The sequence below is a fragment of the Aequorivita nionensis genome (assembly GCF_046352995.1).
Classification (GTDB): Bacteria; Bacteroidota; Bacteroidia; order Flavobacteriales; family Flavobacteriaceae; genus Aequorivita; species Aequorivita nionensis.
In genome coordinates this window covers 3078930-3105688 of record NZ_CP130281.1, presented here as the reverse complement: position 1 = coordinate 3105688, position 26759 = coordinate 3078930, and the positions used below count along the sequence as shown (strand labels likewise).

The window sequence follows — 26759 nt, the reverse complement described above, 5'->3', positions numbered from 1 at the left end:
ATGATGAATATAGAAAAAATAAAAACCTTCGGAGAGCTTAAAAAAGCGGGTTACGAACCGAAGTCAATCAAAGAAGAATTGCGAAGAAATTTGCTTCAAAAAATAATGAAGAAGGAAACGCCATTTGTAGGCATTCACGGGTATGAACTTACCGTAATTCCAGAATTGGAGCGCGCCATTCTTTCAAAACATAATATCAACCTTTTGGGACTTCGCGGGCAAGCAAAAACCCGATTGGCAAGGCAAATGGTTGGTCTTTTGGATGAATACATTCCGGTGGTTGAAGGCAGTGAAATTAATGATGATCCTTTCAACCCCATTTCCCGATACGCCAAAAACTTGATGCACGAAAAAGGTGATGATACTCCAATAAGTTGGCTGCACCGCGATGACCGTTTTTCAGAAAAACTTGCAACACCAGATGTTACGGTTGCAGATATTATTGGTGATGTGGATCCAATAAAAGCTGCAAATCTAAAACTGACGTATGCCGATGACCGTGTGATTCATTTCGGAATGATTCCACGAAGCAACCGCTGCATTTTTGTAATTAACGAGCTTCCAGATTTACAACCGCGTATTCAAGTTGCGCTTTTTAATATTTTACAGGAAGGCGATATTCAAATTCGTGGTTTTGCAGTTCGTTTGCCTTTGGATATTCAGTTTGTTTTCACCGCAAACCCTGAAGATTACACAAACCGCGGAAGTATTGTAACTCCTCTAAAAGATAGAATTGGCTCCCAAATTCTAACCCATTATCCAGAAGATATTCAAACTGCACGAACCATTACGGAACAGGAAACTGCGGAAGCTATTAAAACAAAATCGAACATTTACGTGCCTGAATTAGCAAAGGATATTTTGGAACAAATAAGTTTTGAGGCACGTGAAAATGACTTTATCGACGCTAAAAGTGGCGTGAGCGCTCGTTTAAGTATTACTGCTTTTGAAAATCTTTTGAGTACTGCAGAAAGAAGAGCTTTACAAAATGGAGAAGAAAAAACTACAATTCGTTTGGGCGATTTTATGGGAGTAATTCCTTCAATTACTGGAAAAATTGAATTGGTTTATGAAGGCGAGCAGGAAGGTGTTTCCCAAGTTGCACAGCAATTAATTGTAGATGCCGTAAATACTACTTTTAAAGAGCGTTTTCCTAAAATTGAAAAGCTCACAAAAAATACCGATGAAGATCCGTATGCCGAAATTGTAGCCTGGTTTTTTGAGGAAAATGATTTTGAATTACTCGATTCCTATTCGGACGAAGAGTATAAAAATGAATTGGATCGTATTATCCCATTGCAGCAATTGATTGAAAAATATCAGCCGGAAACTTCGAAAAAGGATAGTTACTTTTTAAAGGAGTTAATTCTTTGGGCATTGGCGGAAAACAAAAAATTGAGCAAATTCAGTTTGGGGAACGGACTTCATTTTAAGGATTTGTACGGAAGCTATATTAGTGGTCTTTAAAATTTTTGGAAATAAAAAATGCGTCTGTTTATGTTAAACAGACGCATTTTTATTACTTATAGCTTAATGAATATTAAATGTTTGGAATTACCAGTTCATCACCCGGATGAATAAGATCTGCCGATTTTAATTTCCCTCTATTGGCTTCAAATATAGCATTATACTTGTTTGCATTGCCATAATACTGCTTCGCAATTTTACTTAAAGATTCCCCGCTTTTCACAGTGTGGTGCGCAAAAACAGAAGAGTCTGCAACTTTAATATCAGCCATTATATCTGTAGGGTTTTCACCGCCTATTCTTTTTATTTCGTCCCAAAGAAGGTTTTTTTCATAAGGTGTTTTTGCAGTTCCCCAAACTTTAAGCTGGCCATTTTCTTCTTTTACATCACCGTTTTGAATGTTGAGTTTTTCTCCTAAATCTAAAACGCTTTGATATTTTGATTTGATCATTTTGTAAAAATTTTAAAAATTAATATTTAAAGATACAATTTTATAGCTTTCATTTTTTCGCATTAGTATAAATTTAATATTATGTTCCCTTAATTGATGTTACTCTTAAAAATTTAGAAAATATTTAACTAAATATTAATTTCAATTGTGAAAAAATTCAATTCTCTTGAAATACCTTTGATTCAAACTTTAAATCAACAAAAACTATTATGAAACTAAAAACAATTGTAATGTCTCTAGCAGTAGTAGCAATGCTTTTTGCGAGCTGTGAAGACACAAAAAAGAAAGAAGCTGAGGAACAAGCCAAAGCTGAACAGATGCGCATGGAGCGCGAAAAAGATTCTTTAATGAAAGTTGAAGCTGACAATCAAGCCATGATGGCTCAAATGGAAGCTAATTCAATTGCTGCAAAAGCAATGGGTAATGCAGAGCTTTCAACATTAGTAAGTGCTCTTCAGGCTGCAGATATGGCCCAAACGCTTAAAGGTGAAGGTGATTATACCGTTTTTGCACCAACTAATGATGCTTTCAGCAAAGTACCAAAAGCAACTTTAGAAAACTTGATGAAGCCTGAGAACAAAGCTCAACTTCAAAAATTACTTCAGTATCACGTGCTTCAAGGTAAAATGAACGCTGCTGATGTAATGGCTAAAATTAAAGATGCTGGCGGTAAATTGGATGTAACTACAATGAATGGCGAAGTTCTTACTTTATCTGAAAAGAATGGTAAAGTAATGATTAAAGATGCTAAAGGAAATTCAGCAACCGTAACAAGTGCTGATATGGACGCGTCAAATGGTGTTGTTCACACTATTGATAAAGTATTGATGCCAAAAATGTAATTCATTTTTAAATGAATTTTAATTGAAAAGCCCCATTAAGGGGCTTTTTTATTTTAATGACAACTGCAACCGCCATCCATAAATCCATGCGTTTCCTGATGCCACGGAAAAGCTTGATTGTATTTGTCCATTTCCCAGAAAAAAGGAAGGCGTTCTTTTGGATTGTTTCCTATTTCATTCATAGTTTCAGTATCATACAACCTGCCGTTGATCATTACCATTTGTATGGTTTGGGTGTTTTCAATATTTTCCAATGGGTTTTTATCCATCACAATTAAATCAGCAAGTTTTCCTTCTTTCAGCGAGCCAATATCTTCGCCAGCGCCAATATACTCTGCAGAATTAATCGTGGCTGCTTTTAAGGCTTCCAGATTGCTCATTCCGCCTTGTTGTAACATCCAAGTTTCCCAATGTGCACCTAAACCTTGCAATTGCCCGTGTGCGCCCATATTTACTTTCACTCCAGCATCACTCAAGCTTTTTGCTGTTTCAGAAACCAAAATATGGCCATTTTTATATTCTTCCTGAGGCGTTTTCATTCTGTGGCGCGAACGGCTATCAATAATACTTCGCGGAGTGAATGTGAGCAATTTTTCATTTTCCCAAACATTGTCGCGTTCATAATAGTAGAATTCTCCATTCATTCCGCCATAATTTACAATAAGGGTAGGCGTGTAGCCAGAACAACTTTTGCCCCAAACCTCAAGAATATCTTTATAAACAGGTGCTACGGGAATGTTGTGCTCAATTCCTGTATGACCATCAATAACTTGGGTTATGTTGTGATAAAAAGTAGAACCACCTTCAGGAACCACGTTAATTCCCATTTCGCGCGCAGCTTGTAAAACTTGCTGACGTTGGTCTCTTCGCGGCTGATTGTAGCTTTTCACGCTTTTAGCACCAAACGCTTTTGTACGACGAATACTGCTTCTGGCGTCTTCCAAATTGTTTATCACGGCTTTAAAATCCCCATCAGCTCCGTAAAGAATAAAACCTGTTGAAAACAATCTCGGCCCAACCAATTGCCCGCTTTTTTGGAGTTCTGAAAGTGTAAAAACAGTTTCAGTATTTGCAGAAGGATCGTGTGATGTTGTCACTCCAAAGGCTAAGTTTACCATAAATGGCCAGTATTGCTGAGAAGGAAGACCATACCTGAAAGCGCCAACATGTGCATGTGCATCTACCATTCCTGGCATTATGGTTTTTCCTGCTGCAGAATAAACTTTTGTTCCCGACGGAACGGAAACCTTATCAGCTTCACCAATAGCTTCTATTTTATTGCCATTAATGACGATGGTTCCATTTTCAATCACCTTTTCATTTTCCATTGTAATGATTCGCGCATTTGTAAAAGCAATCCTCCCGTTAGGTTTATCTACAGCTGCTTCCAACCCAATTTTTGTTCCAACCAAAGTTATTTCGGGAACTTTTTCCGGAGAGCCGTCTAAAAAAGTAAACCTATTTTTTAATTCATTGCTAAAATATTCATCGCCCAAAGTCCACATTACTTTTTGGCTGTTTGGCGACCAATGTATATTTATACCAGCATCTTTTGCGAGCTGTGAAACGGGAACAGATTTGCTGTTGTTATCTAAATCGATAGCTTGTCCGTTTAGCACCAAAGGAGCCACGAACAGTTTGTGAAGGTTTGTAAAAGCAATCCATTCGTTATCTGGACTTGGGATTAATCTATTGGCGTATTTGGAAGTTATATGTGTTTTTTCATCATTTCCGTCAAGGTTTACGCTGATGAGTTTTTTTTCGATTTCACCAAAATAGGTGCCCCCCATTTGCAGGAAAATTCGTTTTCCGTCTTTGCTGAACATAGGATACTCTCCTTTGTCAACAACAAATTTTTCGTTGCTTCCGTCGGAAGTCATTATATAAATACCGTTATTTTTGGTATAAGTAAATCCTTGGTCGGTGTTTCCTTTTTCCTTTTCAAAAACAATCTGTGTTCCGTTTGCCGAAAAAGAAGGGGTTCTATAGATTCCTTTTGCTGAAGTAAGTTTCACAGGATTTCCACCATTTGCTGAAATTTTATAAATAGCACCTTTTTCCAAATCGTTCCAAGTAACGTAAACTATCTCGGCGCCATTGGGCGAGAAGGTTGGTTCAAACTCAAAATCTTTACTATTTGTCAATCGCTGAGGTTCACCGTTGGGCAAAGATTTTTTATACAAATGTCCCAAAGCACTAAAAAGAATATATTTCCCATCCGGCGAAGTAACAGCGTTGCGAATCATTTTTGGAGTAAAGGTTTCAGTTTCAATTTTATTGTTGAAATGAACCGTTTCCGCCAAATCTATATTCACATTTGCCGTAAATGGAATGTTGGTTACGCCCAAAGAATTAATGTCAATTCTATTTATTTTTCCGCCGCTCCAAAAAACAATTTCCTTATTGTTCGGCATCCAACTGAAATTGGGGTAAACCCCGAAAAGTGCCCAAGCCTCCTGTTGGTCTTTGTTCAATTGATCATAAATAGGCCATTCTTCGCCGGTTTCCAAATCTTGTATAAAAAGAACGCTTTTAGTGCGAACCCGTTTTACAAATGCAAGTTTTTTGCCATCCCTCGAAATTGTAGGTCTTGCCGCACCACCTGGTCCGCCGGTTATCGTTTCGGTTTTGCCAGTTGCAAACTCATATCTTTTTATTGCATAAATTTGGTCGTTGGGGTCTTTATTGTATTGAAAATAACCGCCGGGATACATATCTTCACTGTAATAAAGGTATTTCCCGTCTGGTGAAACAAATGGTTCATTTACATCCTGTTGATCGTTTTTTCGTTTTGTGAGTTGCAGACCCGTTCCGCCAGATTTATGATATTGCCACATTTCACCAGCTCCCAAACTTCTTTCAGAGGAAAAATGCTTTCGTGCAATCAAATAGTTTCCATCCGCACTCCAAACGGCGTTGTTCAATAGCCTAAAATCTTCTTTTGTAATTTGTTTTGCATTGCTGCCATCTACATTCATCACCCAAATATTGTCGCCACCACCCGCATCACTTGTAAACGAAATTTTTGTGCCGTCTGGGCTGAACCTTGGTTGCACTTCAAAAGGAATTCCCGTTCTAATTGCTTTGGCCGTTCCACCTGAAATTGGAATAGTGTAAATATCGCCGAGCATATCAAAAACGATGGTTTTACCGTCCGGACTTACATCTAGATTCATCCAAGTACCTTCATTTGTTGTGAAGGAATGGGTTTTATAGTTGAAATCTTGTCCGGGATTTGCTACTTCCCATTTCGGTTCTTCTTTTTCTTTGTCTTTATTTTCTTTTTTCTGGGCAAAAAAAGTTGTTGAGATTAAGAGACATATTAGAAATGGAAACTTTTTCATAATTATAATATTTGGTGGTTATGTTCTTGATTTAATATTATTCTTGCAGAGCGATATAATTTCTGCAATTCGTTTGTTTCGGGTTTCTTCCCGTTTGGCGTGGTTCAACCAATAAAGATAGCTTTTTCTATAACTGCGACTGAAGTTTTCAAAATTTGTAAAAGCCTGTTTGTTTTGATTAAATGCTTTTTGAAGATCTTCCGGAATTATTAAATTTTCAACATTGTCCAAAGCATTCCAGCTACCATTTTTCTTGGCTTCAGCAATTACTTTTTTTCCGTTTTTATGAAGAAGGCCTTCCTTTTCCAATTCTTTTAAATGCGATTTATTGAGAGCGCTCCAAACACTTTTTGGATTTCGAGGACAAAAATATTGTTGGCGTTTTCCATCGCCAAGACTTTTAACCGTGCTGTCTATCCAACCATAGCAAAGCGCTATTTTTACTGCTTCTTCCCATCGCATTGATGCAACTTCCATTTCAACTTTGAAGAAAATTAAATAAACGCCTTGAGGATGTGTTTCGTGATTTTCATGCAGCCATTCCCTCCATTCAGTATCATCTTTAAAGTAAAATGTTGGCTTAGTATTCATTAATTCTTTTCTTCGGAATTCACATAAAAATCTTCTTTAATCTGAAAATTTAAAATAGGGGAAGAGAGCGTTTTTGTTTTCCATTCCGAAGTGGGATAAATCCATTCTTCTTTTCCATTTATTAATGCAATTAAAGGCATGTCAAAGTTTTTTACAATATCCACATATCGAAATTTCAGATTTTTTCCATCGATGGAATATTGCAATTTTGGAACCATTACAGTTCTCAAATATTGATCAAAAAATTCAGAAAGATCTATTCCACTTTTTTCACTGATGTAATCTTCAATCTGTTTGGTGGTAACGGTTTGATGATAAAACTCTTTGTTTAAACCACGAAGAATTTGTCGCCATTTTTCATCATCTTCAATAAGTTGACGAATCATATGGAGCATGTTTCCGCCTTTGTAATACATATCGCCACTTCCAGAATTGTCAACATTATACTGCCCAATAATTGGACTTTGGTTCATAATCTTTTTTCTCGTGCCGATAACATATTCTGAAGAAGCCTTTTTTCCGAAGTAATAATCCAAATACAGATTTTCGGAATAATTGGTAAATCCTTCGTGAATCCACATATCAGCCACATCTTTATTGGTGATGCTGTTGGCAAACCATTCGTGACCGCTTTCGTGGATAATAATAAAATCGAATTTCAAACCCCAACCGGTGTCCGAAAGATCGCGACCCAAATAACCATTTTCAAATTTGTTACCGTATGTAACGCTACTTTGGTGCTCCATTCCCAAATAGGGCGCTTCAATTAGCTTATAGCCATCTTCGTAAAAAGGATAGGGGCCAAACCAATGCTCGAATGCTTCCATCATCATTGGTGCCTGTTTAAATTGTTCTTTTGCCTTCGCTTCATTTTCGCGAAGTACATAATAATCCATGTCCAGCATTCCTTTTTCGCCTTTGTACTTTTCGCTCCAATGCACGTAATCGCCAATATTTATATCTACTCCGTATGCGTTGATGGGGTTAACTACTTGCCACACCCAGGTTTTTGTGTTTTTATTTTCAATTACTTCTTTCAGTCTTCCGTTGCTAACATCCATCAAATCTTTTGGGGCAGTAACTGAAATTGTAATGCCATTATCGGGCTCGTCCGAAGGGTGATCCTTCAAAGGCCACCAAACACTGGAGCCAATGCCTTCATTGGAGGTTGCAATAAAATCTTTTCCGTTGCTATCTTTGGTCCAAGTGAAACCGCCATCCCAAGGCGGACGTCTGGCCACAATGGGTTTTCCGGAGAAATAAATCGTGAGTTTTTCCTCGTTTCCTTCATGTTGTTTCTTTTGAAGTTTTAAAAAGTGTGCATTCCCTTCAGAAGTGAATGAAATTTCTTTTTCATTCTGAATAATTTTATCAATATTCATCGGGGCTTGCAGGTCAATTTGCATCACTTCATTTGGCTCCAAAATTTTATAGGAAATAGTGTTGCTGCCCTCAATGGTTTTTTCGGAAGGGTTTACTGCAACTTTTAAATCATAATAGGTTACGTCAAACCATGCCCTTTCGGGAGTTATACTTCCGCGAAGTGTATCTGCTCTGGTGAATTCTTGAGCAAATGCAGAAATTGTAAGAAGTAATAAAACAGCGGCACAAATTTTTTCTTTCATAATTTATATTTTTACCTAAACACCGAATTCGGGAAAACAACCACACTTTCAAAGCCATCTTTTCCAACGGAGGCTACACCGAAAAATGAATTATCTATAACGATTCCTTCCAAAGTGAATTCTGAAACATCACCAACATAACGGCTGTGGTCCCAAGTGGGCGAAGTGGTATCGCGCCAATAAATTTTATAACCAACAGCGCCATCAACTTTTTCCCACTTCAATTTTGCGGAAGCTTCCACAACGCCACCAATGGCAACGTTTTTAGGTTCGGGTGGGGCAGAGGCGATACTCGCTAAATTTATCGCGTTCACGGCAGTGAGTTTTGCGGCATAATCAAAGTTTACAAATTCCAGTTTATCGCCATATTCAATTCCGTTTTCGGTTCTTAAATCTTGGTGTTGGTGGTTGTAATCCTCGTGGGCTTCCATAATCCGGATTCCCGCCCAGCCCAAATCATTGAAAGGACGGTGATGCCCGCCGCGACCAAAGCGATCCAAACGATAAATCATCATTGGGTTCATTTCTGGCATATATGTCTGTGTGGTCTTAAAAACGTAACGGGCAAGTTGGCGGGAAATTCCATCAACTTCGCCACCGTAAAATCTTCGCATTTGCCGTTCCTTTTCGGTTTCTGTTGGGGGAACGGGTTCACTAAAAATCCTGAAATCCCGATTGCTTATTACACCGTCAACGCCTTTAATGTTGCCAATCATATCATTATTGAAAATACCGATTATTTCCCAGCCGTTCTTTTTTGCGTATTCAGCAAAACCTTTTCCACCGAAAAGTCCTTGTTCTTCGCCGCTCAACCCTAAATAAATAATGCTGTTTTCAAATTTATATTTTGAAAGAACGCGCGCCGCTTCAATAGTGCCGGCCATTCCGCTGGCGTTGTCGTTAGCACCTGGCGCATCTTTTGTGAAATCACTGCCATCACTGTTTCGCGAATCTATGTCACCGCTCATAATAATATAACGGTTTGGGTATTTTGTACCTTTTTGAATTGCGGCAACATTTACAATCCAAGTATCTTGGGGAATGCGGTCATTGCCTTCGGCTTTTGCCAAATCTTTTTGGTAGAAAACGTTTAGACAGTTTTTGCAATCTTTAGAAATAGCTTCAAATTCACTTTTAATCCATCGTCTTGCGGCACCGATTCCACGTGTGTTGCTGACTGTGTCGCTAAAAGTATTTCGGGTTCCGAAGTTGGCAAGTGTAGTTATATCCGCTTCAATTCTTTCCGAAGAAATTGAATTTATAATATCATAAATTTTTTGATCGGTTTGGGAAAAACTAAAAGAAGAAACTAAAAAAGCTACTAAAAGAAAAAATGTTTTCATTAAAAAAGTTTCCCTAAAAATACTCAAAAGAAGGAAGAAAGACCTTAAACTTTTAGAATTTGTAATTGCTTAATTACATAGGCAGTGCAACTACCGCCAGTTTTTTTCCGTCAGGGCTTATAGCCATACGGCTTATATTCTTCAAGCCATATTCCTCAAGGGAAGCAACGCGTGTCCATTCGGGTTCGCCTAAAGTGTCATACATATAGAGTTTGTTTCCGCTGCCCACTAAAATTTGTGTGTCATTGATCCAAACGCAATCTTTGATGCCAATGGGTAATTCACATATAAAATAACTTTCATAAGAATCCATATCCAGCATATATAAATCTAGATTGCCATCTTCATTTACTAGGGAATAGCTCATTGAGTTTGTTTTTGGCACTTTTTGGAGTGATCTGCCAGCGTTTCGAAAGATAGTATCGGCAGTTTTTGAAGATAAATCAATCAATACTAAATCCATGCTGTCGCCGTCCAAAACTGTTGAAAGAATTTTTTGGTCATTATAAAATGCGAAATAAGCTACCTGTAAATTTTTAATTAATTCTGAAGAACTTCCTGTTTGTGAATTGTAACGATACAAGCGTTGTAATCCATCTTTGTCGAGTCTAACAGAAGCTAAATCATTGCTTGAAGGGAATTTTTGCGGAGAATATTCGCCTCCTTCGGTTTTATTATTGACCCATTTTTGAAGTTTTGAAGTCAAATTATATTCTGAAATATCTGTCTGTCCATCATTATTACCAGCAAAAATGAGTGCTTCATTTGATATAAAGAAAGGTTGGTTGTCATAACCTTGGTTGTCTGAAATATTTCTTGGATTCATCAATTCTAGACCTTCGTATGCAGGGCGAATATCAAAAACATAAACTTCGGTGTTTTCTTGTGCGAAAATGAAACTTGAAGTTAAGATGATAAACAGGAAAAGGAGCTTTTTCATTGTAAATTATTTTCTTCAAAAATAGCAAACTCTGCGCCATAAAACGATAAACCAAGCATTCATGATTTTTTTTAGAATTATTTATGATTGCTAAAATTGAATTATTCAACTTCAAGAATGGAAGTGTTATGAAAAGGAATTCCATCATTAGTAATTCCTTCAATATCTATTTGGAAACGACCTTTTTCATCACTTGTATAAAAATATACGTTTGCATTTTGAAACCCATGGGTAATAATGTTAGGCTGCCAAAAGAGCGTTGTGCGTTTATCTTCGCGACTTCTATTTCTATCAACCAGCGAATAATCTGGTGCATAAAACTCGCGTGTTGAATAAAATCCTTCCAGCTTAAAGTTAATCGAGCCTAGTTTTCGGTCGGTAACTCTCAATTTATTTCCTCTTCCTTGTTTGGTATAAATAGCAATTACGCCTTGGGCTTCTAGTCCATACGCAGCAGACGCGGGACCAATATTCAAAACGTCTATAAAATCTATATTCGCTTGCGAAATAGACCGTGCCACAGGTAAAGTAACTTTAATATTATCAAGATAAAAAGCGGGTTTTAAACCCCTCAGGTTAATTTCAAAATCTTGTGAAGTTTTATTTTCATCACCATATTTTCTACCTACTCTTACGCCGGGAACGTGCATAATTAACTCCATAAAATCGCCACCCCCATGTTGCCCCATATCATCTACCACAATACGGTGCGATGGTGCAAAGGCACGGGTTCTTTTTTCTCTTTTTATTTCTGCAATTTCTTCTTGTGTTTTTGCTTTCCCTTTAATTTGAACTTCTGCCAATTGCTCTCTTTCCTTGTCAAACTCAAAATCCCTAAATACATTGTTTCTTGTTTTTTTAATAAAAGCTTCAACGTTAGTTATTTCTTGTTTTTGATTGAAAGGGTTTATTATTCTGTCTGGAATAATGGTAGGCTGTTGTGGTTGGGGGACAAGTTTTATATTGGTATCGCTATAATTTGGGGTTTCTGTAGAAAGTCCCGAACCCGCTTGCAAAAACACGTCAATAGTATCATGAAACACAAAGGGACCATAGGAAAAATAACCTATATTATTAGTGTTATCTGTTTCTTGATAAAACCCTTTCTTTCTGAAGGTGAGTTTGGTTTCGCTGAATTTGTTTTGAAAAGGTGATTTTGCATTTATTGTATGGCCACTTATATATATTCCATCTTCTGGTTTAAATTCTTGCCGCACACTATTTTCAAGAAACTCTTGCCAGATAAAGCGGCTCCATCCGTGGGTAAGCATTATTAAATCTAATTGTTGGTGTTTTTTAATAGTATCTCCCGGTGTAAAAAAGTAGTTTGGCGATTTTATTTTCCCGCGTAAATCTGAGTTTAGTAATAAATAGGTTTTTATATTTTCTGCATTGCTATTAGGCTTGATTAATTCGGCATCGGTTACAGAAATTGAAAAAGTACCGGGAACGAGTTTGCCCAATTTATTTTTTATTTCAACTTCCAGATTAACACGATCACGGGTGTAGGTGTTGAAACCATTTGTTTTCTTTACCGAAATAGCAAGCTTTTCTTCTTTTTCAATATATAACAAGCGTTCCGCAACAGGCTTTTCAGTGCCATTAAAAAGTACAATATCTAAAACTCCTTCAATTAAATCTTTCTTTGGAATTTTCAACAAAATAGTGTTTGAAATTTTTTCATGAGTGTAATCAAAGGCCGCAATTCCTCTTTGTTGGCCAACTATAAGAACGTTTTTTAAACCTTCACTTTTGTTGGTCGTAACATTAATGACCACTTCTTTTTCTGTTATTGAGGCGTTCATTACATATCCTTCAGAAAGTGGAATAGGTAAAGGATAAAGAATGTTTTCATCCCCGGAACTAATTACTGCACGATATTCCTTACCAGGTTCAGGTTGTAAATAAAAGAAACCAAGACCAAATTCATGTGTTTTGAAGTCTGTAATCTTATTGCCTTCAGTATCTTCAATAATTCCTACAACGGGGGTGGCTGATAAAGCAGCACCCTTGATTTTTACAGCTACCTTATTGTTTAAACCATCAACTAAATAGCCACCTTCGGGATAAAAACCAATATCAGGTAATTCTGTATTCTCAGGAAGTGCTGTGTTTTTATTGTCTAAAATTTCAGAATTAATAGCAAAAACAGGAATTTCTTTCTTGAAAAAATAATCGCGAGGTTGATTGCGCATATAGTTGGTATATGCCCTTAAAAGATAATTGCCTTCGGGCAAGTCAATGGGAAGCTTGAAGTCTCCTTCAGCGCTTATTGTTTCGGTAAAAAGTTTTCGCTCGCTTATTACTTCGTTATTCTCATTAATAAGCTCCACGTAAATTACTTTGCTTTTTTCACTCTTTTTATGGGAAACGCCATTAACGAGGTAGGCGTCAAACCATATATTTTCTCCAGCGGTATAATAGGGTCTATCTGTATGAATGTATATTTTTTCAGGATATTTTTCGGAAGTGTATTCGTTCAGCCTATTGAGAATTAAAATTTTTAACCCCGAAATTCCGCTAAAAGAAAAAGTAAGGAACAATAAAAAAATAGATATTAAGAGGGGAATTTTTTTCACGGGATATAAAATCTTATAATATTCTAAATTTAAGGAATAATTCCAATAAAAAAAACCTGACAAGTATTGTAAACTTATCAGGTTAACTATTTTGAATTCAATTCAGTTTATTGAATTCTGTATTTATCCAAACTTAAAAAGGATATGTATTTTCAGAAATAACTTTAGCTGCGATAGTTCTTCTTAACTCACCTATATTCGGTGTGTTTTGATATTTGGTAAAACGTTTAAGTCCCATTAACATCGCACGTTGTTCATCACCTTCAGAAAAGGAGAGAATAGCTTCTTTTGCCTTAACGGTAATAATATCAACAGCATGGTAAAGATAAAGCTGCGACATTGCAATCTGCTCTTTTTGTGCATCTTCACCAAAACGTTTTGCGTTTTTCTCAGCTCTTAAAACACCGCTTTCAGCCATATAGATTTCAATCAAAATATCTGCGGCCGCCATTAATGTTTGCTGATGTTCTTCCAGTTCAGTACCGTATTTTTGAACGGCGCTTCCTGCAACCATTAAAAATACTTTTTTCAATTTGGCAATCATCGCCTTTTCTTCGGAAAGCAATTCAGAGTAATCGGGCGTTTCAAAAGAAGGAATTCCCATTAATTCCGAAGCCACAGCCTGTGCAGGATTCAATAAATCTACGTGACCTTTCATTGCTTTTTTCACAAGCATTCCCACGGCGAGCATTCTGTTTATTTCGTTGGTGCCTTCGTAAATACGGGCAATTCGAGCATCGCGCCAAGCAGATTCCATTGGAGTGTCTGCACTAAAGCCCATTCCGCCAAAAATCTGTATTCCTTCGTCAGCGCAATTTTGAATATCTTCAGAAACCGCTACTTTTAATATTGAACACTCAATAGCGTATTCCTCAACGCCTTTCAACTCTGCTTCTTGGTGCGAATTTCCTTGTGCAACGCGCATTGAAATTCTATCCTCAATATTTTTTCCGGCACGGTAACTTGCACTTTCACTTACGTAAGCGTTCGTTGCCATTTCGGCCAATTTCAATTTAATGGCGCCAAAAGAAGAAATAGGCACTTTAAACTGAATACGCTCGTTGGCATATTTTACAGCTGTAGAAATTACGCGACGTTGTGCATCAAGACTTGCGGCAGCAAGTTTTATTCTTCCCACATTCAAAGCGTTCATGGCAATTTTAAATCCGTCGCCACGACCAGCTAACATATTTTCTACAGGAACTTTTGTTTCGTTAAAGAAAACTTGACGGGTAGAGGAGGAGTGGATTCCGAGTTTCTTTTCTTCCTCTCCTAAAGAAATTCCGTTTGAAGGATCGTTTTCAACTATAAATCCAGTAATGTTTTTGTCATCTTCAATACGTGCGAAAACAATAAAAGTATTGCAAAAACCAGCGTTTGAAATCCACATTTTCTGTCCGGTTATGGAATAATATTTTCCATCTTCCGAAAGCACGGCTTTTGTTTTTCCGCTGTTGGCATCACTTCCCGCACCTGGTTCGGTTAAGGCATATGCGCCAAACCATTCGCCAGTCGCAAGTTTTGGAACATACTTCTTAATTTGTTCCTCAGTTCCGTACAAAGTAATTGGCATTGTTCCAATACCAGTATGCGCGCCAAAAGCAGTAGCAATGGAGCCAGTAGCACCTGAAATATAATCGCAGACCAACATTGTGGTTACAAAGCCCATTCCAAGTCCGCCGTATGCTTCGGGAACTGCAACGCCAAGCAGACCAAGTTCGCCGGCTTTGCGCATAATTTCTTCCGTTAGCGCATAATCTTTGTGCTCAAAGCGTTCTTTTAGTGGCCAGATTTCACGATCCACAAATTCCTTAACGGAGTCGCGCATCATTTTTTGTTCTTCGGAAAAATCTTCTGGGGTGAAGACGTCTTCTGCTTTAGTTTCCTTTACAAGAAATTGTCCGCCTCTTAGTAATTCAGAATTGTTTTTATTTTGTGTTTCCATTTTTTTATTTTGTATTTTGAATTCTAAATTTTGAATGAAAATTTAGATGTTATTGTTCTTTAAATTGGTCTGAGCCGTGATTATTATTTTGGTCAAAATGTTTATTATGTGTTCTATTTCCGTCAAAAAAGGAGAAATATTGAGTTGGGTCAAATTAGACTTGTCCAAAAGATTAAGCCAATATTTTGTTTCACGTGCCTCCTTAGAAGCGATGGACATTTTATTTATAAAATCCTTTTTCGACTGGGCTGCCGATGCTTCTTCAACGTTAGCACCTATACTGGTTGCCGAACGTAAAAGTTGTTTTGAAAGAATGTATTCCTTTTCATTTTGAAGTTTTTTGTATAAAGAAATTATATCAAGAGAAAACTTAAAGGTTTTGTCAATTATGATATTTTCCTTCTTCGGCTCCATTCATTCAAAATTTAGAATTCAGCATTTAAAATATTTCATAAACCCCCGCAGCACCTTGCCCCGTTCCCACGCACATCGTCACCATTCCGTATTTTCCTTGTAGGTTTCGCTTGCGCATTTCATCAAAAAGTTGAACGGAGAGCTTCGCACCAGTGCAACCCAGTGGGTGACCCATTGCTATTGCTCCTCCATTTGGATTAACAATTTCCTTGTTTAGACCAAGTCCGCGTATAACAGCTAAAGATTGTGAAGCAAAAGCTTCGTTCAACTCTATGATTTCCATTTGGTCCTGCTTTAACCCGGCTTGTTTTAGTGCTTTTGGAATTGCATATAATGGACCAATACCCATAATTTTTGGTTCCACGCCAACGGCTGCAAAACTTACTAAACGTGCAATGGGTTCAAGGTTTAATTCTTTTACCATTTCTTCGCTCATAATAACTGCAAAAGCAGCACCATCACTCATTTGGGAAGAATTTCCTGCGGTAACACTTCCGCCTTGCGCAAAAACAGGACGCAATTTTGACAGCGCTTCAATGTTTGTTCCTTTTCTTGGGCCTTCGTCTTTGGTTACGGTATAATTCTCTGTTACTTTTTTTCCTGAATCGTTTACGAAAGTATGTTCTACATTTATAGGAACAATCTGATCCTGAAAACGATCTTCATCCTGCGCTTTTAAAGCTCGCATTTGACTTGTATATGCGAATTCATCCTGATCTTCTCGGGAAACGTTGTATTTTTTTGCAACCGCTTCCGCAGTCAATCCCATATTCCAGTAATAATCTTCGTGACCTTCTTTTGCCAATTTGTAATCTGGAACGGGTTTGTAACCACCCATTGGAATGTAACTCATACTTTCTGCACCACCCGCAATAATGCAATCTGCCATTCCACTTTGAATTTTTGCAGTTGCAATTGAAATAGTTTCCAATCCTGAAGCGCAATAACGGTTTACCGTCATCCCTGGAATATCAACAATATCAAGGCCCATCAACGAAATCAATCGGCCCATGTTTAAACCTTGTTCCGCTTCTGGCATTGCGTTGCCAACGATTACATCGTCAATTCGTTTTTTGTCGAGTTGCGGCAATTCGTTCATTATATATTTAATGGTTTCCGCAGCCAACTCGTCAGGGCGTTTGAAGCGGAAAACTCCGCGAGGTGCTTTACCCACTGCGGTTCTGTATGCTTTTACTATATATGCTGTTTTCATTTTTATTTAGTATTTAGATGTTAGTATTGAGTATTGAGACACTCATTTTTCTAACGATTTTATTAATGAATAACTCATTTTTTGTAGTTCAATAACTTTGGATAAAATTGGATTTACTAATGATTCTGAACCAAGTTTTAATTTAATTGATAATAATAATTGAGTATAAAGTTCATAAGAAGAACCATTAGCGATACCAAGGAAGTTTTTAAATTCACCATTGGTATTTCTTCCTGCCCCTTCTGCAATATTAGAAGGAATTGAAACTGCACTTCTTCGAAGTTGGTTAATCAATCCAAACTTTTCTTCCTTTGGAAAATTTGCTGTAAGTAGATAGACTTCTTCAGCAACTTCCATTGCTTTGTTCCAAATCTTTAAATCTTCTAACTTATGCATACTCTTTTCTCAATACTCAATACTATCTACTCAATTCTAATTTCTCAACGGTTTTCCTTTCTGAATCATATGCTGAAGTCTTTCCAAAGTTTTTCGTTCTCCGGTTAAACTTAAGAAGGCTTCACGTTCCAAATCAAGCAAATATTGCTCGCTTACGTAGCTTGCTTCACTCAAATCGCCACCGGCCATAACGTAGGCGAGCTTGTTTGCGATTTTTTTATCGTGCTCGCTGATGTAGTTTCCTGCAACCATTTGGTCGGTTCCAACCAAGAACATACCCAAAGCTTGCTTTCCAAGTACTTTTACATCGGTTCGCGGAATTGGTTTCGTATAACCTTGATCAGCCATAAACCTTGCAACAGCTTTTGCAGCGGCAATTTGTCTGGCTTCGTTTACAATTACAATATCTTTTCCTTTTTGAAGAATTCCGGTGTCATAGGCTTCATAAGCCGAAGTGGAAACTTTTGCCATTCCAATAGTCAAGAAATAATCCTGTAGTCTGTTCAACTCAACATCATCTTTTTTGAAAGAATCACTTGCGCGCATTGCCATTTCCTTGGAACCGCCACCGCCGGGAATCACCCCAACGCCAAATTCCACCAAGCCAATATAACTTTCAGCTGCAGCAACAACCCGGTCTGCGTGAAGCGTAAACTCACAACCACCGCCCAAAGTCATTCCGTGCGGAGCAACCACAACGGGAATGGAGGAGTAGCGAATGCGCATACTTGTATCCTGAAAATATTTTACTGCGGCATTCAATTCTTCATATTCCTGCTCCACGGCCATCATAAATATCATTCCGATATTGGCGCCAACGGAGAAGTTTTTGCCGTTGTTGGCAATTACCAAACCATCGTAATCTTTTTCCGCCATATCAATCGCTTTATTGATTCCAGCTAAAACATCACCGCCCACGGAATTCATTTTACTTATAAACTCCACATTCAAAATTCCATCACCAAGATCTTCAACCACGACACCGCTATTTCTAAAAACTTCGGAAGTTTTACGAATGTTGTCCAAAATGATAAACGAATCTTGTCCGGGAACTTTTACGTGCTTTTTCTGCGGAATGTCGTAATAATACGTATTTCCGTCTTTTATAGTGTAGAAAGAATCCACGCCAGCTTCAAGCATTTCGTTTACCCAAGCTGCTGGTTCTTTTCCTAAATCTTTAATCAATTCAATTCCTTTTTTTACGCCAACGGCATCCCAAATTTCAAAGGGACCATTATCCCAACCGAAACCGGCTTTCATTGCATCGTCAATCTTGTAGAGCTCGTCAGTTATTTCAGGAATTCTTTTTGAAACATAAGCGAACATCGCCCCGAAGTTTTTTCGGTAGAATTCGCCAGCCTTATCTTCACCTTTTATAAGAATTGGGAAACGGTCGGTAACTTTATCAACCGATTTTGTTTTTTCCAAAGTGCCGAAAGATGCTTTTTTACTTTTTCTATATTCTAAAGAATCGAGATCGAGTGAAAGGATTTCGCTACTGCCGTCGTCATTTTTCACTTTTTTGTAAAAACCTTGTCCGCTTTTGCTTCCCAACCATTTCTTTTCCATCATTGTATCGATGAAACCTGGAATTTGAAAAATTCCGTGTTCTTCATCGTCGGGAACGTTATCGTAAATTCCTTTTGCAACGTGAACCAAAGTATCTAGACCAACAACGTCAACAGTTCTAAAAGTTGCAGATTTTGGTCGCCCAATTACAGGACCGGTCAATTTATCAACCTCTTCGATTGTAAGCCCCATTTCCTTTACTTGATGAAAAAGGCTTTGGATGCCGAAGATTCCAATTCTATTTCCAATAAAGGCAGGAGTATCTTTTGCAACTACGGAGGTTTTTCCGAGGAATTTTTCACCATAACCATTTAAAAAGTCTAATACTTCGGTTGAAGTTTTAGGACCTGGAATGATTTCAAAAAGTTTTAAGTATCGCGGCGGATTAAAAAAGTGGGTTCCGCAGAAGTGTTTTTGAAAATCTTCACTTCGGCCTTCGCTCATAAACTTAATAGGAATACCCGAAGTGTTTGAAGTAATTAACGTGCCGGGCGTTCTGTGTTTGTCAAGATTTTCAAAAACCTGTTTTTTAATATCCAAACGCTCCACCACAACTTCAATAATCCAATCGGCAGTTTTCACTTTTGAAATATCGTCTTCCAAATTTCCGGTGGAGATTCTTTTCGCAAAATCTTTGTGATAGAGTGGGGCAGGGTTGCTTTTTATGGCTTTCTGTAAATCTTCATTCACAATACGGTTGCGCACCACTTTATCTTCAAGGGTAAGTCCTTTTTTCTTTTCGGCATCATTAAGCTCACGCGGAACAATATCCAGCAAAAGCACTTCCACGCCAATATTGGCGAAATGGCAGGCTATGCCACTTCCCATAATTCCGGAACCGATTACCGCTACTTTGTTAATTCTTCTTTTTGACATATTATATTATTTATCTGAATCGTATATTTTTTTTGAATTGACCAGTTCTGTAATTGTATTGGCCACTTTTTTAAAGATTTGCAGTTCTTCCACAGAAATGTTTTTTTGAACGGCTTCATCAAAGCCCAAAACCACACTTTTTGAAAACTCGCGCATTTCCAGACCGAAAGGGGTTAAATGAATCAAAACCCCGCGACCATCTTCTGGGTTGGGTTTTCGCTCAATCAATCCTTTTTCTTCCATAGACTTCAAAGTGCGTGAAAGACTGGTGGCTTCCATTCCCATTTTGGGCCCAAGTGCCGTTGAGGGCGTACCTTCCTCGGGATCAATGCTTATAAGTGCAAAGCCCGTGGCCATTGTACTTCCTTTTTTCCCGGCTTCTTCATTGTACATTTTGGTAACGCTCATCCACGTTGAGCGCAGTATATAATCTATTGTTTTTTCCTTCATTAAAAGACTTTGAAAAAATGGAATACCAAATATACAAAATTTTATTATGCACGCATAGTAAATTAATAACAAATTATACTTTCTCCGCTGAATAATTCAACTTTCCATCAATAACATTTGCTGGGGCAGTGTACGGATGTTCTGTTGCTTTATTTTCACTCATAATATGCATTACGGTCCAACCTTCAACTTTTAAAATATCTGAAATTAAAGAGCGGTGGCAGCTCCACCAAACTGCTTCAGCACACATAATAGCTGTATTTTTTTCTGAAGCGACTTGCTTAAGAATTTTTAGAGATTGCTGAAACTGTTCCGTTTCCATATAATCTGCATAACCTTTAAAGGAATCGAGCCGCCAAGCATCATTTTTTGAATTTGGTTCTGGTTTTCTGCGACCGCCCAAATCAACAAGATGTTTGTATTCAATTTTGTTTTTGGGAAGTGATTCTTCCAGACTATCCTTATTGAACTGCGGAAATTTCCGGGAGCCGGGAAAATGGCGCACATCCACCAATATTTCAATATTGAAGGAATTCAGCAATTTCAAAAATTCGTCAAATGTTCGTGTAGAATGGCCGATGGTCCAAATAGTCTTCATTTTTAAATGAATAATTTTCATTTAAAGATAAGGAATAAGGTTGCCTTAAAGAAAGATACCTATTGCTTTAACGGAACTTTAATTGGTAACAAATTTCAATCCTACTATTGAAAATATAAGAGTTGAAAGAAAAAAGACGCGCCAGAAGGTGGCTGGTTCATTAAAATAGAAAATGCCTACCAAGACCGTTCCCACGGCGCCAATGCCAGTCCAGACTGCATAGGCGGTACCGATTGGAAGCGTTTTTGAAGCTTTTATAAGCAAAAACATGCTTATAAAAAGATAAACAAGAAATCCGCCAAACCACAGTTTTGATTCCCAGCCGGTGGTCTCTTTTACTTTGCCCAAACAAGCCGCAAATGCAACTTCAAAGAGACCACCAATTATTAGGAGAATCCAATTCATAATTATTTACGAAGTATGTTCATAAATCTTATTATAAAGATCTTTGTACTGTTCTTTAATAATTTTACGCTTCATTTTCATTGTTGGGGTTAACTGTCCGCCCTCAATACTCCAAACATCGGGGGTCAATTCAAACTTTTTCACTTTTTCCCATTGTCCGAAGCGTTCGTTGTAAAAATCCACTTCTTTTTGGATTCGGTCTATTACTGCTTGGTTCTTAACCATTTCCTTTGGGTCTGAAGGAATGTTTCTTCCTTTCTTGCTTCCCCATTCCTTAATAAAATCAAAGTCAGGTTGAATTAGTGCCGCTGGCATTTTTTCGCCTTCGCCAATTACCATTATTTGGTCAATAAAACGCGATTGTTTCATTGCGTTTTCCAAAAGCTGTGGCGCTACATATTTACCACCGCTGGTTTTGAACATTTCCTTTTTGCGGTCGGTAATTTTTAAGAAACCTTCGCTATCAACTTCGCCAATATCACCCGTGTGGAAATAGCCACCTTTTAAAACTTCGTCTGTTTGTTCTTGGTTTTTGTAATAACCTATCATTACCTGAGGTCCTTTCACGAGTATTTCGCCATCTTCCGCGATTTTAATTTCCGTTTCTTTTAATGCTTTCCCCACGGTTCCGATTTTAAATCCGTGGTTGCGCATGTCGTTCACGGAAACAACGGGTGAGGTTTCAGTAAGTCCATAACCTTCCATTACAGGAATTTCCGCAGCGTTAAAAACGCGCGCCAAACGAGGCTGTAAAGGAGCGCTTCCTGAGGCAATGGCTTTTAGGTTACCGCCCAAAGCTTCCCGCCATTTACTGAAAATTAATTTATTGGCAAGTTTCAATTGGGTTTCATACCACCAACCATTCTGGCCATAGGGCTCATATTTAAGGCCCAAATCTATGGCCCAAAAGAATAATTTTTTCTTTATTCCTGTAAGCTCGGCGCCTTTCGCATAGATTTTATCGTACACTTTTTCCAGCAAACGCGGCACGGCCGTCATCACTTCGGGCTGTACTTCCTTCAGGTTATCGCTAATTGTTTCCAAGCTTTCAGCATAATGGATGCTCACGCCGCAGTATTGGTACATATACAAGATCATTCTTTCATAAATATGGCAAACGGGCAAAAAACTCAAGGATTTTGAGTGCCCCAAATCAATCGGCAAACGCTCTGCACTATGTTTGGAATTTGAAGCAATGTTTTTATGTGAAAGCATTACACCCTTAGGTTTTCCGGTAGTTCCGGAAGTATAGATTAAAGTCGCAATGTCATCTTCGTGGATTGCTTCCTTTCGTTTATCAACTTCGTCTTGATTGCTGTCATCTTTTCCTTCGTCAAGGACTTCGCTCCAGTTTTTAGTGCCTTTTATTTCATCAAAAGTATAAACCTCTTTAAGCGAAGGAACGTTGTTGCGAATTTGCTGCACCTTATCGTAAACTTCTTTACAAGAAGCGAAGCAATATATGGCCTCACTGTGGTTCAGCACATATTCGTATTCTTCTTCCGAAATAGTGGGATAGATTGGTACATCCTGTGCCCCAGTTTGCATAATGCCAATATCACAAATGTTCCATTCTGTGCGGTTTGTCATGGAAATAATAGCAATTTTATCATTGGGTTTTACGCCCATTCGCAATAGACCACGGCTTATTGCATTTGCCTTGTCTATGTATTCCTGCGTGGATGTAGCTTCCCATTTGCCATTGTATTTGGTAACGAGTGCTTTTTCCTGTGGGTATTTTTCAAGTTGAAAATATGGGAAGTCGAAGAGTCTTTTTGGGTCTGTCATGATAGTAATGTTAAGGAAGTGAAAATAACAAAATTATTTCAGTTTCTCTCTGAAAAGAAAAAGGAATGACCCAATGGACCATTCCTTAAAATTATTTCATTTAAATTATAATATTATATAAAGAAAAAGTGATTATTTATTTTTCTCAATCCACTCTCGTGCATTTACCAATGCTTGCACCCAAGGCGAAACTTCATCATTTTTTCTATCCTTTGGATAATGCGCCCAATTCCAAGGGAAAGTAGAACGTTCCAAATGTGGCATCATTACTAAGTGGCGACCAGTTTTATCGGTCATCATAGCAGTGTTGAAATCACTTCCGTTTGGGTTTGCAGGTAACGCATCATAGCCGTATTTTGCAACAATGTTATAGTGGCTTTCCGCTTTTGGAAAGCTGAATTTTCCTTCACCGTGTGCTGACCAAATTCCCAACGTACTTCCTGCAAAGCTGGAAAGCATCACGGAATTGTTCTCTTGAATTTTTACCGATGTAAATGTACATTCAAACTTTCCGGTATCGTTGTGAAGCATTTTTGGTTTTTCTTCGTCTTCAGGATTTAAAAGACCTAATTCCACAAAAAGTTGGCAACCGTTACAAACACCAAGTGAAAGCGTATCATCTTTTGCAAAGAAATTCTTTAGGGCCGTGTTCGCCTTTTCATTGTATAAAAACGATCCGGCCCAACCTTTTGCACTTCCCAAAACATCACTGTTACTGAAACCTCCCACGGCTACAAGCAACTTTACTTCTTCCAAATCCTCTCGGCCTTCAATAAGATCGGTCATATGCACGTCTTTCACATCAAAACCTGCGAGGTGCATCATATATGCCATTTCGCGCTCGCTGTTGCTTCCTTTTTCGCGGATCACGGCGGCCTTCGGTCGGCCTCCCCCGGCCCCTCCGAAGGAGGGGAGGTTACCATTAAAATTCTTTGGAAATTCGAATTTCAACGGTTGATTTTTATAATTGTCAAAACGCTCTTTTGCAAGTGTTTCACCACTTTGGTTTCTGTCCAACAAATATGAAGTATTGTACCAAACATCGCGCATTTCTGAGATGCTGAAAGTAAGTTCTTCGGAATTGTTTTTTATATGAAGCGTTTCGTTTTCGGAAACAGTACCGATTTTTTTGAAATCGATATTATTTTCAGAAAGCATTTTTTCAACTGAAGCATCATCCGAAGCTTGAATTACAACGCCGCAGTTTTCAGCAAAAAGTAATTTTGCCAAATCATTTTCACCCAAACCAGAAAGATCCAAATCTGCTCCCAAATTCACATCTGCAAAGCACATTTCCAGTAAGGTTGTAATTAATCCACCCGAGGCCACATCGTGCCCGGCAAGTATTTTGTCTTCCTTTATCAATTCCTGTAAAGTGTTGAAAACAGTTTTTACGTATTCGGCACTTTTTACGGTTGGCGCATCATTTCCGATTGAACTTAAAATCTGTCCAAAAGAAGAACCGCCCAGTTTAAAATCGTCCTGTGAAATATTTATGTAGTAAATGCTGCCGCCATTTCTTTGCAGAACTGGCTCAACAACCTTTTTAATATCATTGCAATTTCCCGCCGCCGAAATAATCACGGTACCAGGAGAAATTACTTCACCGTCCTTATATTTCTGCTTCATCGAAAGTGAATCTTTCCCTGTGGGAACGTTGATTCCGAGATCAATTGAAAAATCTGAAACTGCTTTTACGGCTTCATATAATCTTGCATCTTCACCTTCATTGTTGCAAGGCCACATCCAGTTTGCTGAAAGCGAAACGCTTTTCAATCCGTCTTTTAAAGGCGCCCAAACTATATTGGTAAGTGATTCTGTAATTGCATTTCGTGAACCAGCAGCTGGATCAATTAAAGCTGTCAAAGGCGAATGACCTATTGAGGTGGCAACACCTTCTTTTCCGTGATAATCCAACGCCATTACGCCGCAATTGTTCAATGGTAATTGCAACGGTCCTGCAGTTTGTTGTTTGGCAACACGTCCCGTAACGCAACGGTCCACTTTGTTGATAAGCCAGTCTTTACAGGCCACGGCTTCCAATTGAAGCACTTGGGCAACATATTCCTTTATTTTTGAAACTTCGTAAGCAGCATTTTTGTAATTCCTGTTTACAGTTTTGTCTTTCATTATGGTTTTTGGCGAACTGCCGAACATATCTTCCAAAGCGAAATCCATAGGTTTTTCGCCTTTTTTATTTTCAAAACAGAATCGTTGATCGCCGGTAACCTTTCCAACTTCATACATTGGCGAACGTTCTCGGTCTGCAACCTTCTTCAGTTTTTGGATATTTTCTTCACCAATAATCAATCCCATGCGCTCCTGACTTTCGTTTCCCATAATTTCCTTTGCGGATAGGGTAGGGTCGCCAATAGGAAGTTTGTCCAAGTCAATTTTTCCGCCAGTATCCTCCACCAATTCACTTAAGCAATTCAAGTGTCCACCAGCGCCGTGATCGTGAATGGAAACAATTGGGTTTTCATCACTTTCAACCATTGCGCGGATTGCATTTGCGGCACGTTTTTGCATTTCTGGATTGCTTCGTTGGATGGCGTTCAACTCGATTCCACTGCTAAATTCGCCTGTATCTGCCGAAGAAACCGCGGCACCGCCCATCCCGATTCGGTAATTATCACCTCCAAGGACTACAATTTTATCACCTTCCTGCGGTTTGCCCTTAATGGCTTGACTGGCTTTTCCGTAACCAATTCCACCGGCAAGCATGATAACTTTATCAAAGCCTAATCTTCTCGCTTCCTCTTCGTGTTCAAAAGTTAACACAGAACCCGCAATCAAGGGTTGCCCGAATTTATTTCCAAAATCAGAAGCGCCGTTACTGGCTTTTATCAAAATATCTAAAGGTGTTTGGTATAGCCAATCGCGCTCTTTCATTGCTTTTTCCCAAGGACGATTTTCCTCTAATCTAGAATAAGAAGTCATATAAACTGCGGTTCCCGCCAAAGGCAACGAACCTTTACCGCCAGCCAAACGGTCGCGAATCTCGCCGCCGCTTCCAGTTGCGGCACCGTTAAAAGGCTCTACGGTTGTTGGGAAGTTGTGGGTTTCCGCTTTTAGGGAAATCACGCTTTCAAAATCTTTTTCCTCGTACCAATCAGGCTTATCGCCACTTTTTGGTGCCCATTGCTTCACTTTCGGTCCTTTTACGAAAGCCACGTTGTCTTTATATGCCGAAACAATATCGTTTGGATTTTCGGCAGATGTTTTTTTAATTAGTTTGAATAGGGAAGAAGGCATTTCCTTGCCGTCTATTTCAAAAGTGCCGTTGAAAATTTTGTGGCGGCAATGCTCACTATTAACTTGACTGAAACCAAAAACCTCGCTGTCTGTAAGCTTTCTCCCTAGTTTTTTGGAAAGATTTTCAAGATATTCTACTTCTTCAGCATTTAAAGCCAAACCTTCCTTTTGGTTGTATTCCGAAATATTTTCAATTTCCAAAATAGGTTCGGGCTGAATGTGGATATCAAAAATATCTTGGTCCAATTGCTTGAATTTCTGTGAAATCATCGGGTCAAAAACACTTTTTTCAACAGCGTTGTTGTGAAACTCCTCAATACGAATTATTCCAGGAATACCCATATTTTGGGTGATTTCCACGGCATTGGTGCTCCAAGGCGTAACCATTGCTGCGCGGGGACCCACAAAAAAATCCGTCGCGTTTGTGGACAGGACGGATTGCTTTATTTGTGGTTGGTTGCCGAAAAGCCACTCCAATTTTTTAGTGTTTTCTTCTGAAATATTTCCGTGGGTTTGGACTGCAAAAACGGTGTTTTCAACATTCCCAAAAAAGTGAATCATCCTTTTTAATATTTGGTTTTTTTAAAGATTCACCTTCGCTAAACCTACGATGCAGAAATAGCTATGGTGAACGAAGGTGCAAAGGTAACCAAATTTAAAATATTTTA

19 protein-coding genes are annotated in these 26759 nt (G+C 38.4%); 2 read left to right on the top strand and 17 right to left on the bottom strand.

The window, feature by feature from the left end:
- Window positions 1-3 precede the first annotated feature (3 nt).
- Window positions 4-1467, top strand: coding sequence for a magnesium chelatase (locus tag Q2U82_RS14155; RefSeq protein ID WP_410007167.1), 1464 nt, complete (start codon window positions 4-6; stop codon window positions 1465-1467).
- 73 nt (window positions 1468-1540) lie between these two features.
- On the opposite strand, the gene Q2U82_RS14150 is transcribed toward Q2U82_RS14155, so the two are convergent.
- Entirely contained in the window at window positions 1541-1918 is a 378-nt protein-coding gene (locus Q2U82_RS14150) for a LysM peptidoglycan-binding domain-containing protein (RefSeq protein ID WP_410005502.1), read from the bottom strand.
- Between the two features lie 209 nt (window positions 1919-2127).
- Here Q2U82_RS14150 and Q2U82_RS14145 point away from each other — a divergent pair, with 209 nt between their 5' ends.
- Window positions 2128-2760, top strand: a complete 633-nt coding sequence (locus Q2U82_RS14145) for a fasciclin domain-containing protein (RefSeq protein ID WP_410005501.1) — start codon at window positions 2128-2130, stop codon at window positions 2758-2760.
- 53 nt (window positions 2761-2813) lie between these two features.
- On the opposite strand, the gene Q2U82_RS14140 is transcribed toward Q2U82_RS14145, so the two are convergent.
- The 16 genes from Q2U82_RS14140 to purL form a co-directional block, all read right to left on the bottom strand.
- Window positions 2814-6104: an amidohydrolase family protein gene (locus tag Q2U82_RS14140; RefSeq protein ID WP_410005500.1), complete on the bottom strand. Its 3291-nt coding sequence runs from the start codon at window positions 6102-6104 to the stop codon at window positions 2814-2816.
- Window positions 6105-6122: 18 nt separating this feature from the next.
- The gene (locus Q2U82_RS14135; RefSeq protein ID WP_410005499.1) at window positions 6123-6695 is read right to left on the bottom strand and encodes a YdeI/OmpD-associated family protein; all 573 of its coding nucleotides are present in this window, start codon (window positions 6693-6695) and stop codon (window positions 6123-6125) included.
- The gene (locus Q2U82_RS14130) at window positions 6695-8320 is read right to left on the bottom strand and encodes a M1 family metallopeptidase (RefSeq protein ID WP_410005498.1); all 1626 of its coding nucleotides are present in this window, start codon (window positions 8318-8320) and stop codon (window positions 6695-6697) included. The genes Q2U82_RS14135 and Q2U82_RS14130 overlap by 1 nt, the downstream gene beginning before the upstream one ends.
- Before the next feature lie 11 nt (window positions 8321-8331).
- The gene (locus tag Q2U82_RS14125) at window positions 8332-9663 is read right to left on the bottom strand and encodes a M28 family peptidase (RefSeq protein WP_410005497.1); all 1332 of its coding nucleotides are present in this window, start codon (window positions 9661-9663) and stop codon (window positions 8332-8334) included.
- 73 nt (window positions 9664-9736) lie between these two features.
- Window positions 9737-10603 (bottom strand): hypothetical protein, encoded by an 867-nt coding sequence (locus Q2U82_RS14120; protein WP_410005496.1) that lies wholly within the window; start codon window positions 10601-10603, stop codon window positions 9737-9739.
- A 101-nt stretch (window positions 10604-10704) separates the two neighbouring features.
- Window positions 10705-13182, bottom strand: a complete 2478-nt coding sequence (locus tag Q2U82_RS14115) for a TonB-dependent receptor plug domain-containing protein (RefSeq protein ID WP_410005495.1) — start codon at window positions 13180-13182, stop codon at window positions 10705-10707.
- Between the two features lie 133 nt (window positions 13183-13315).
- Window positions 13316-15127: an acyl-CoA dehydrogenase family protein gene (locus Q2U82_RS14110; protein WP_410005494.1), complete on the bottom strand. Its 1812-nt coding sequence runs from the start codon at window positions 15125-15127 to the stop codon at window positions 13316-13318.
- 42 nt (window positions 15128-15169) lie between these two features.
- Window positions 15170-15541 (bottom strand): four helix bundle protein, encoded by a 372-nt coding sequence (locus Q2U82_RS14105; protein ID WP_068760554.1) that lies wholly within the window; start codon window positions 15539-15541, stop codon window positions 15170-15172.
- Between the two features lie 25 nt (window positions 15542-15566).
- On the bottom strand, window positions 15567-16754 hold the full coding sequence (locus Q2U82_RS14100) for an acetyl-CoA C-acyltransferase (RefSeq protein ID WP_410005493.1): 1188 nt from the start codon (window positions 16752-16754) through the stop codon (window positions 15567-15569).
- A 42-nt stretch (window positions 16755-16796) separates the two neighbouring features.
- Complete coding sequence (locus Q2U82_RS14095; RefSeq protein ID WP_410005492.1) at window positions 16797-17150, bottom strand: four helix bundle protein; 354 nt, start codon at window positions 17148-17150, stop codon at window positions 16797-16799.
- A 36-nt stretch (window positions 17151-17186) separates the two neighbouring features.
- On the bottom strand, window positions 17187-19595 hold the full coding sequence (locus Q2U82_RS14090; RefSeq protein WP_410005491.1) for a 3-hydroxyacyl-CoA dehydrogenase NAD-binding domain-containing protein: 2409 nt from the start codon (window positions 19593-19595) through the stop codon (window positions 17187-17189).
- A gap of 6 nt (window positions 19596-19601) precedes the next feature.
- Window positions 19602-20045, bottom strand: a complete 444-nt coding sequence (locus Q2U82_RS14085; RefSeq protein WP_410005490.1) for a MarR family winged helix-turn-helix transcriptional regulator — start codon at window positions 20043-20045, stop codon at window positions 19602-19604.
- Between the two features lie 73 nt (window positions 20046-20118).
- A complete protein-coding gene (locus Q2U82_RS14080) occupies window positions 20119-20643 on the bottom strand; it encodes a DUF488 family protein (RefSeq protein WP_410005489.1) in 525 nt (174 codons plus the stop codon).
- Window positions 20644-20721: 78 nt separating this feature from the next.
- Window positions 20722-21048, bottom strand: coding sequence for a DMT family transporter (locus tag Q2U82_RS14075; RefSeq protein WP_410005488.1), 327 nt, complete (start codon window positions 21046-21048; stop codon window positions 20722-20724).
- Window positions 21049-21054: 6 nt separating this feature from the next.
- Window positions 21055-22836 (bottom strand): AMP-dependent synthetase/ligase, encoded by a 1782-nt coding sequence (locus Q2U82_RS14070; protein ID WP_410005487.1) that lies wholly within the window; start codon window positions 22834-22836, stop codon window positions 21055-21057.
- A 132-nt stretch (window positions 22837-22968) separates the two neighbouring features.
- A complete protein-coding gene (purL, locus tag Q2U82_RS14065) occupies window positions 22969-26652 on the bottom strand; it encodes a phosphoribosylformylglycinamidine synthase (RefSeq protein ID WP_410005486.1) in 3684 nt (1227 codons plus the stop codon).
- Window positions 26653-26759: the final 107 nt, after the last annotated feature.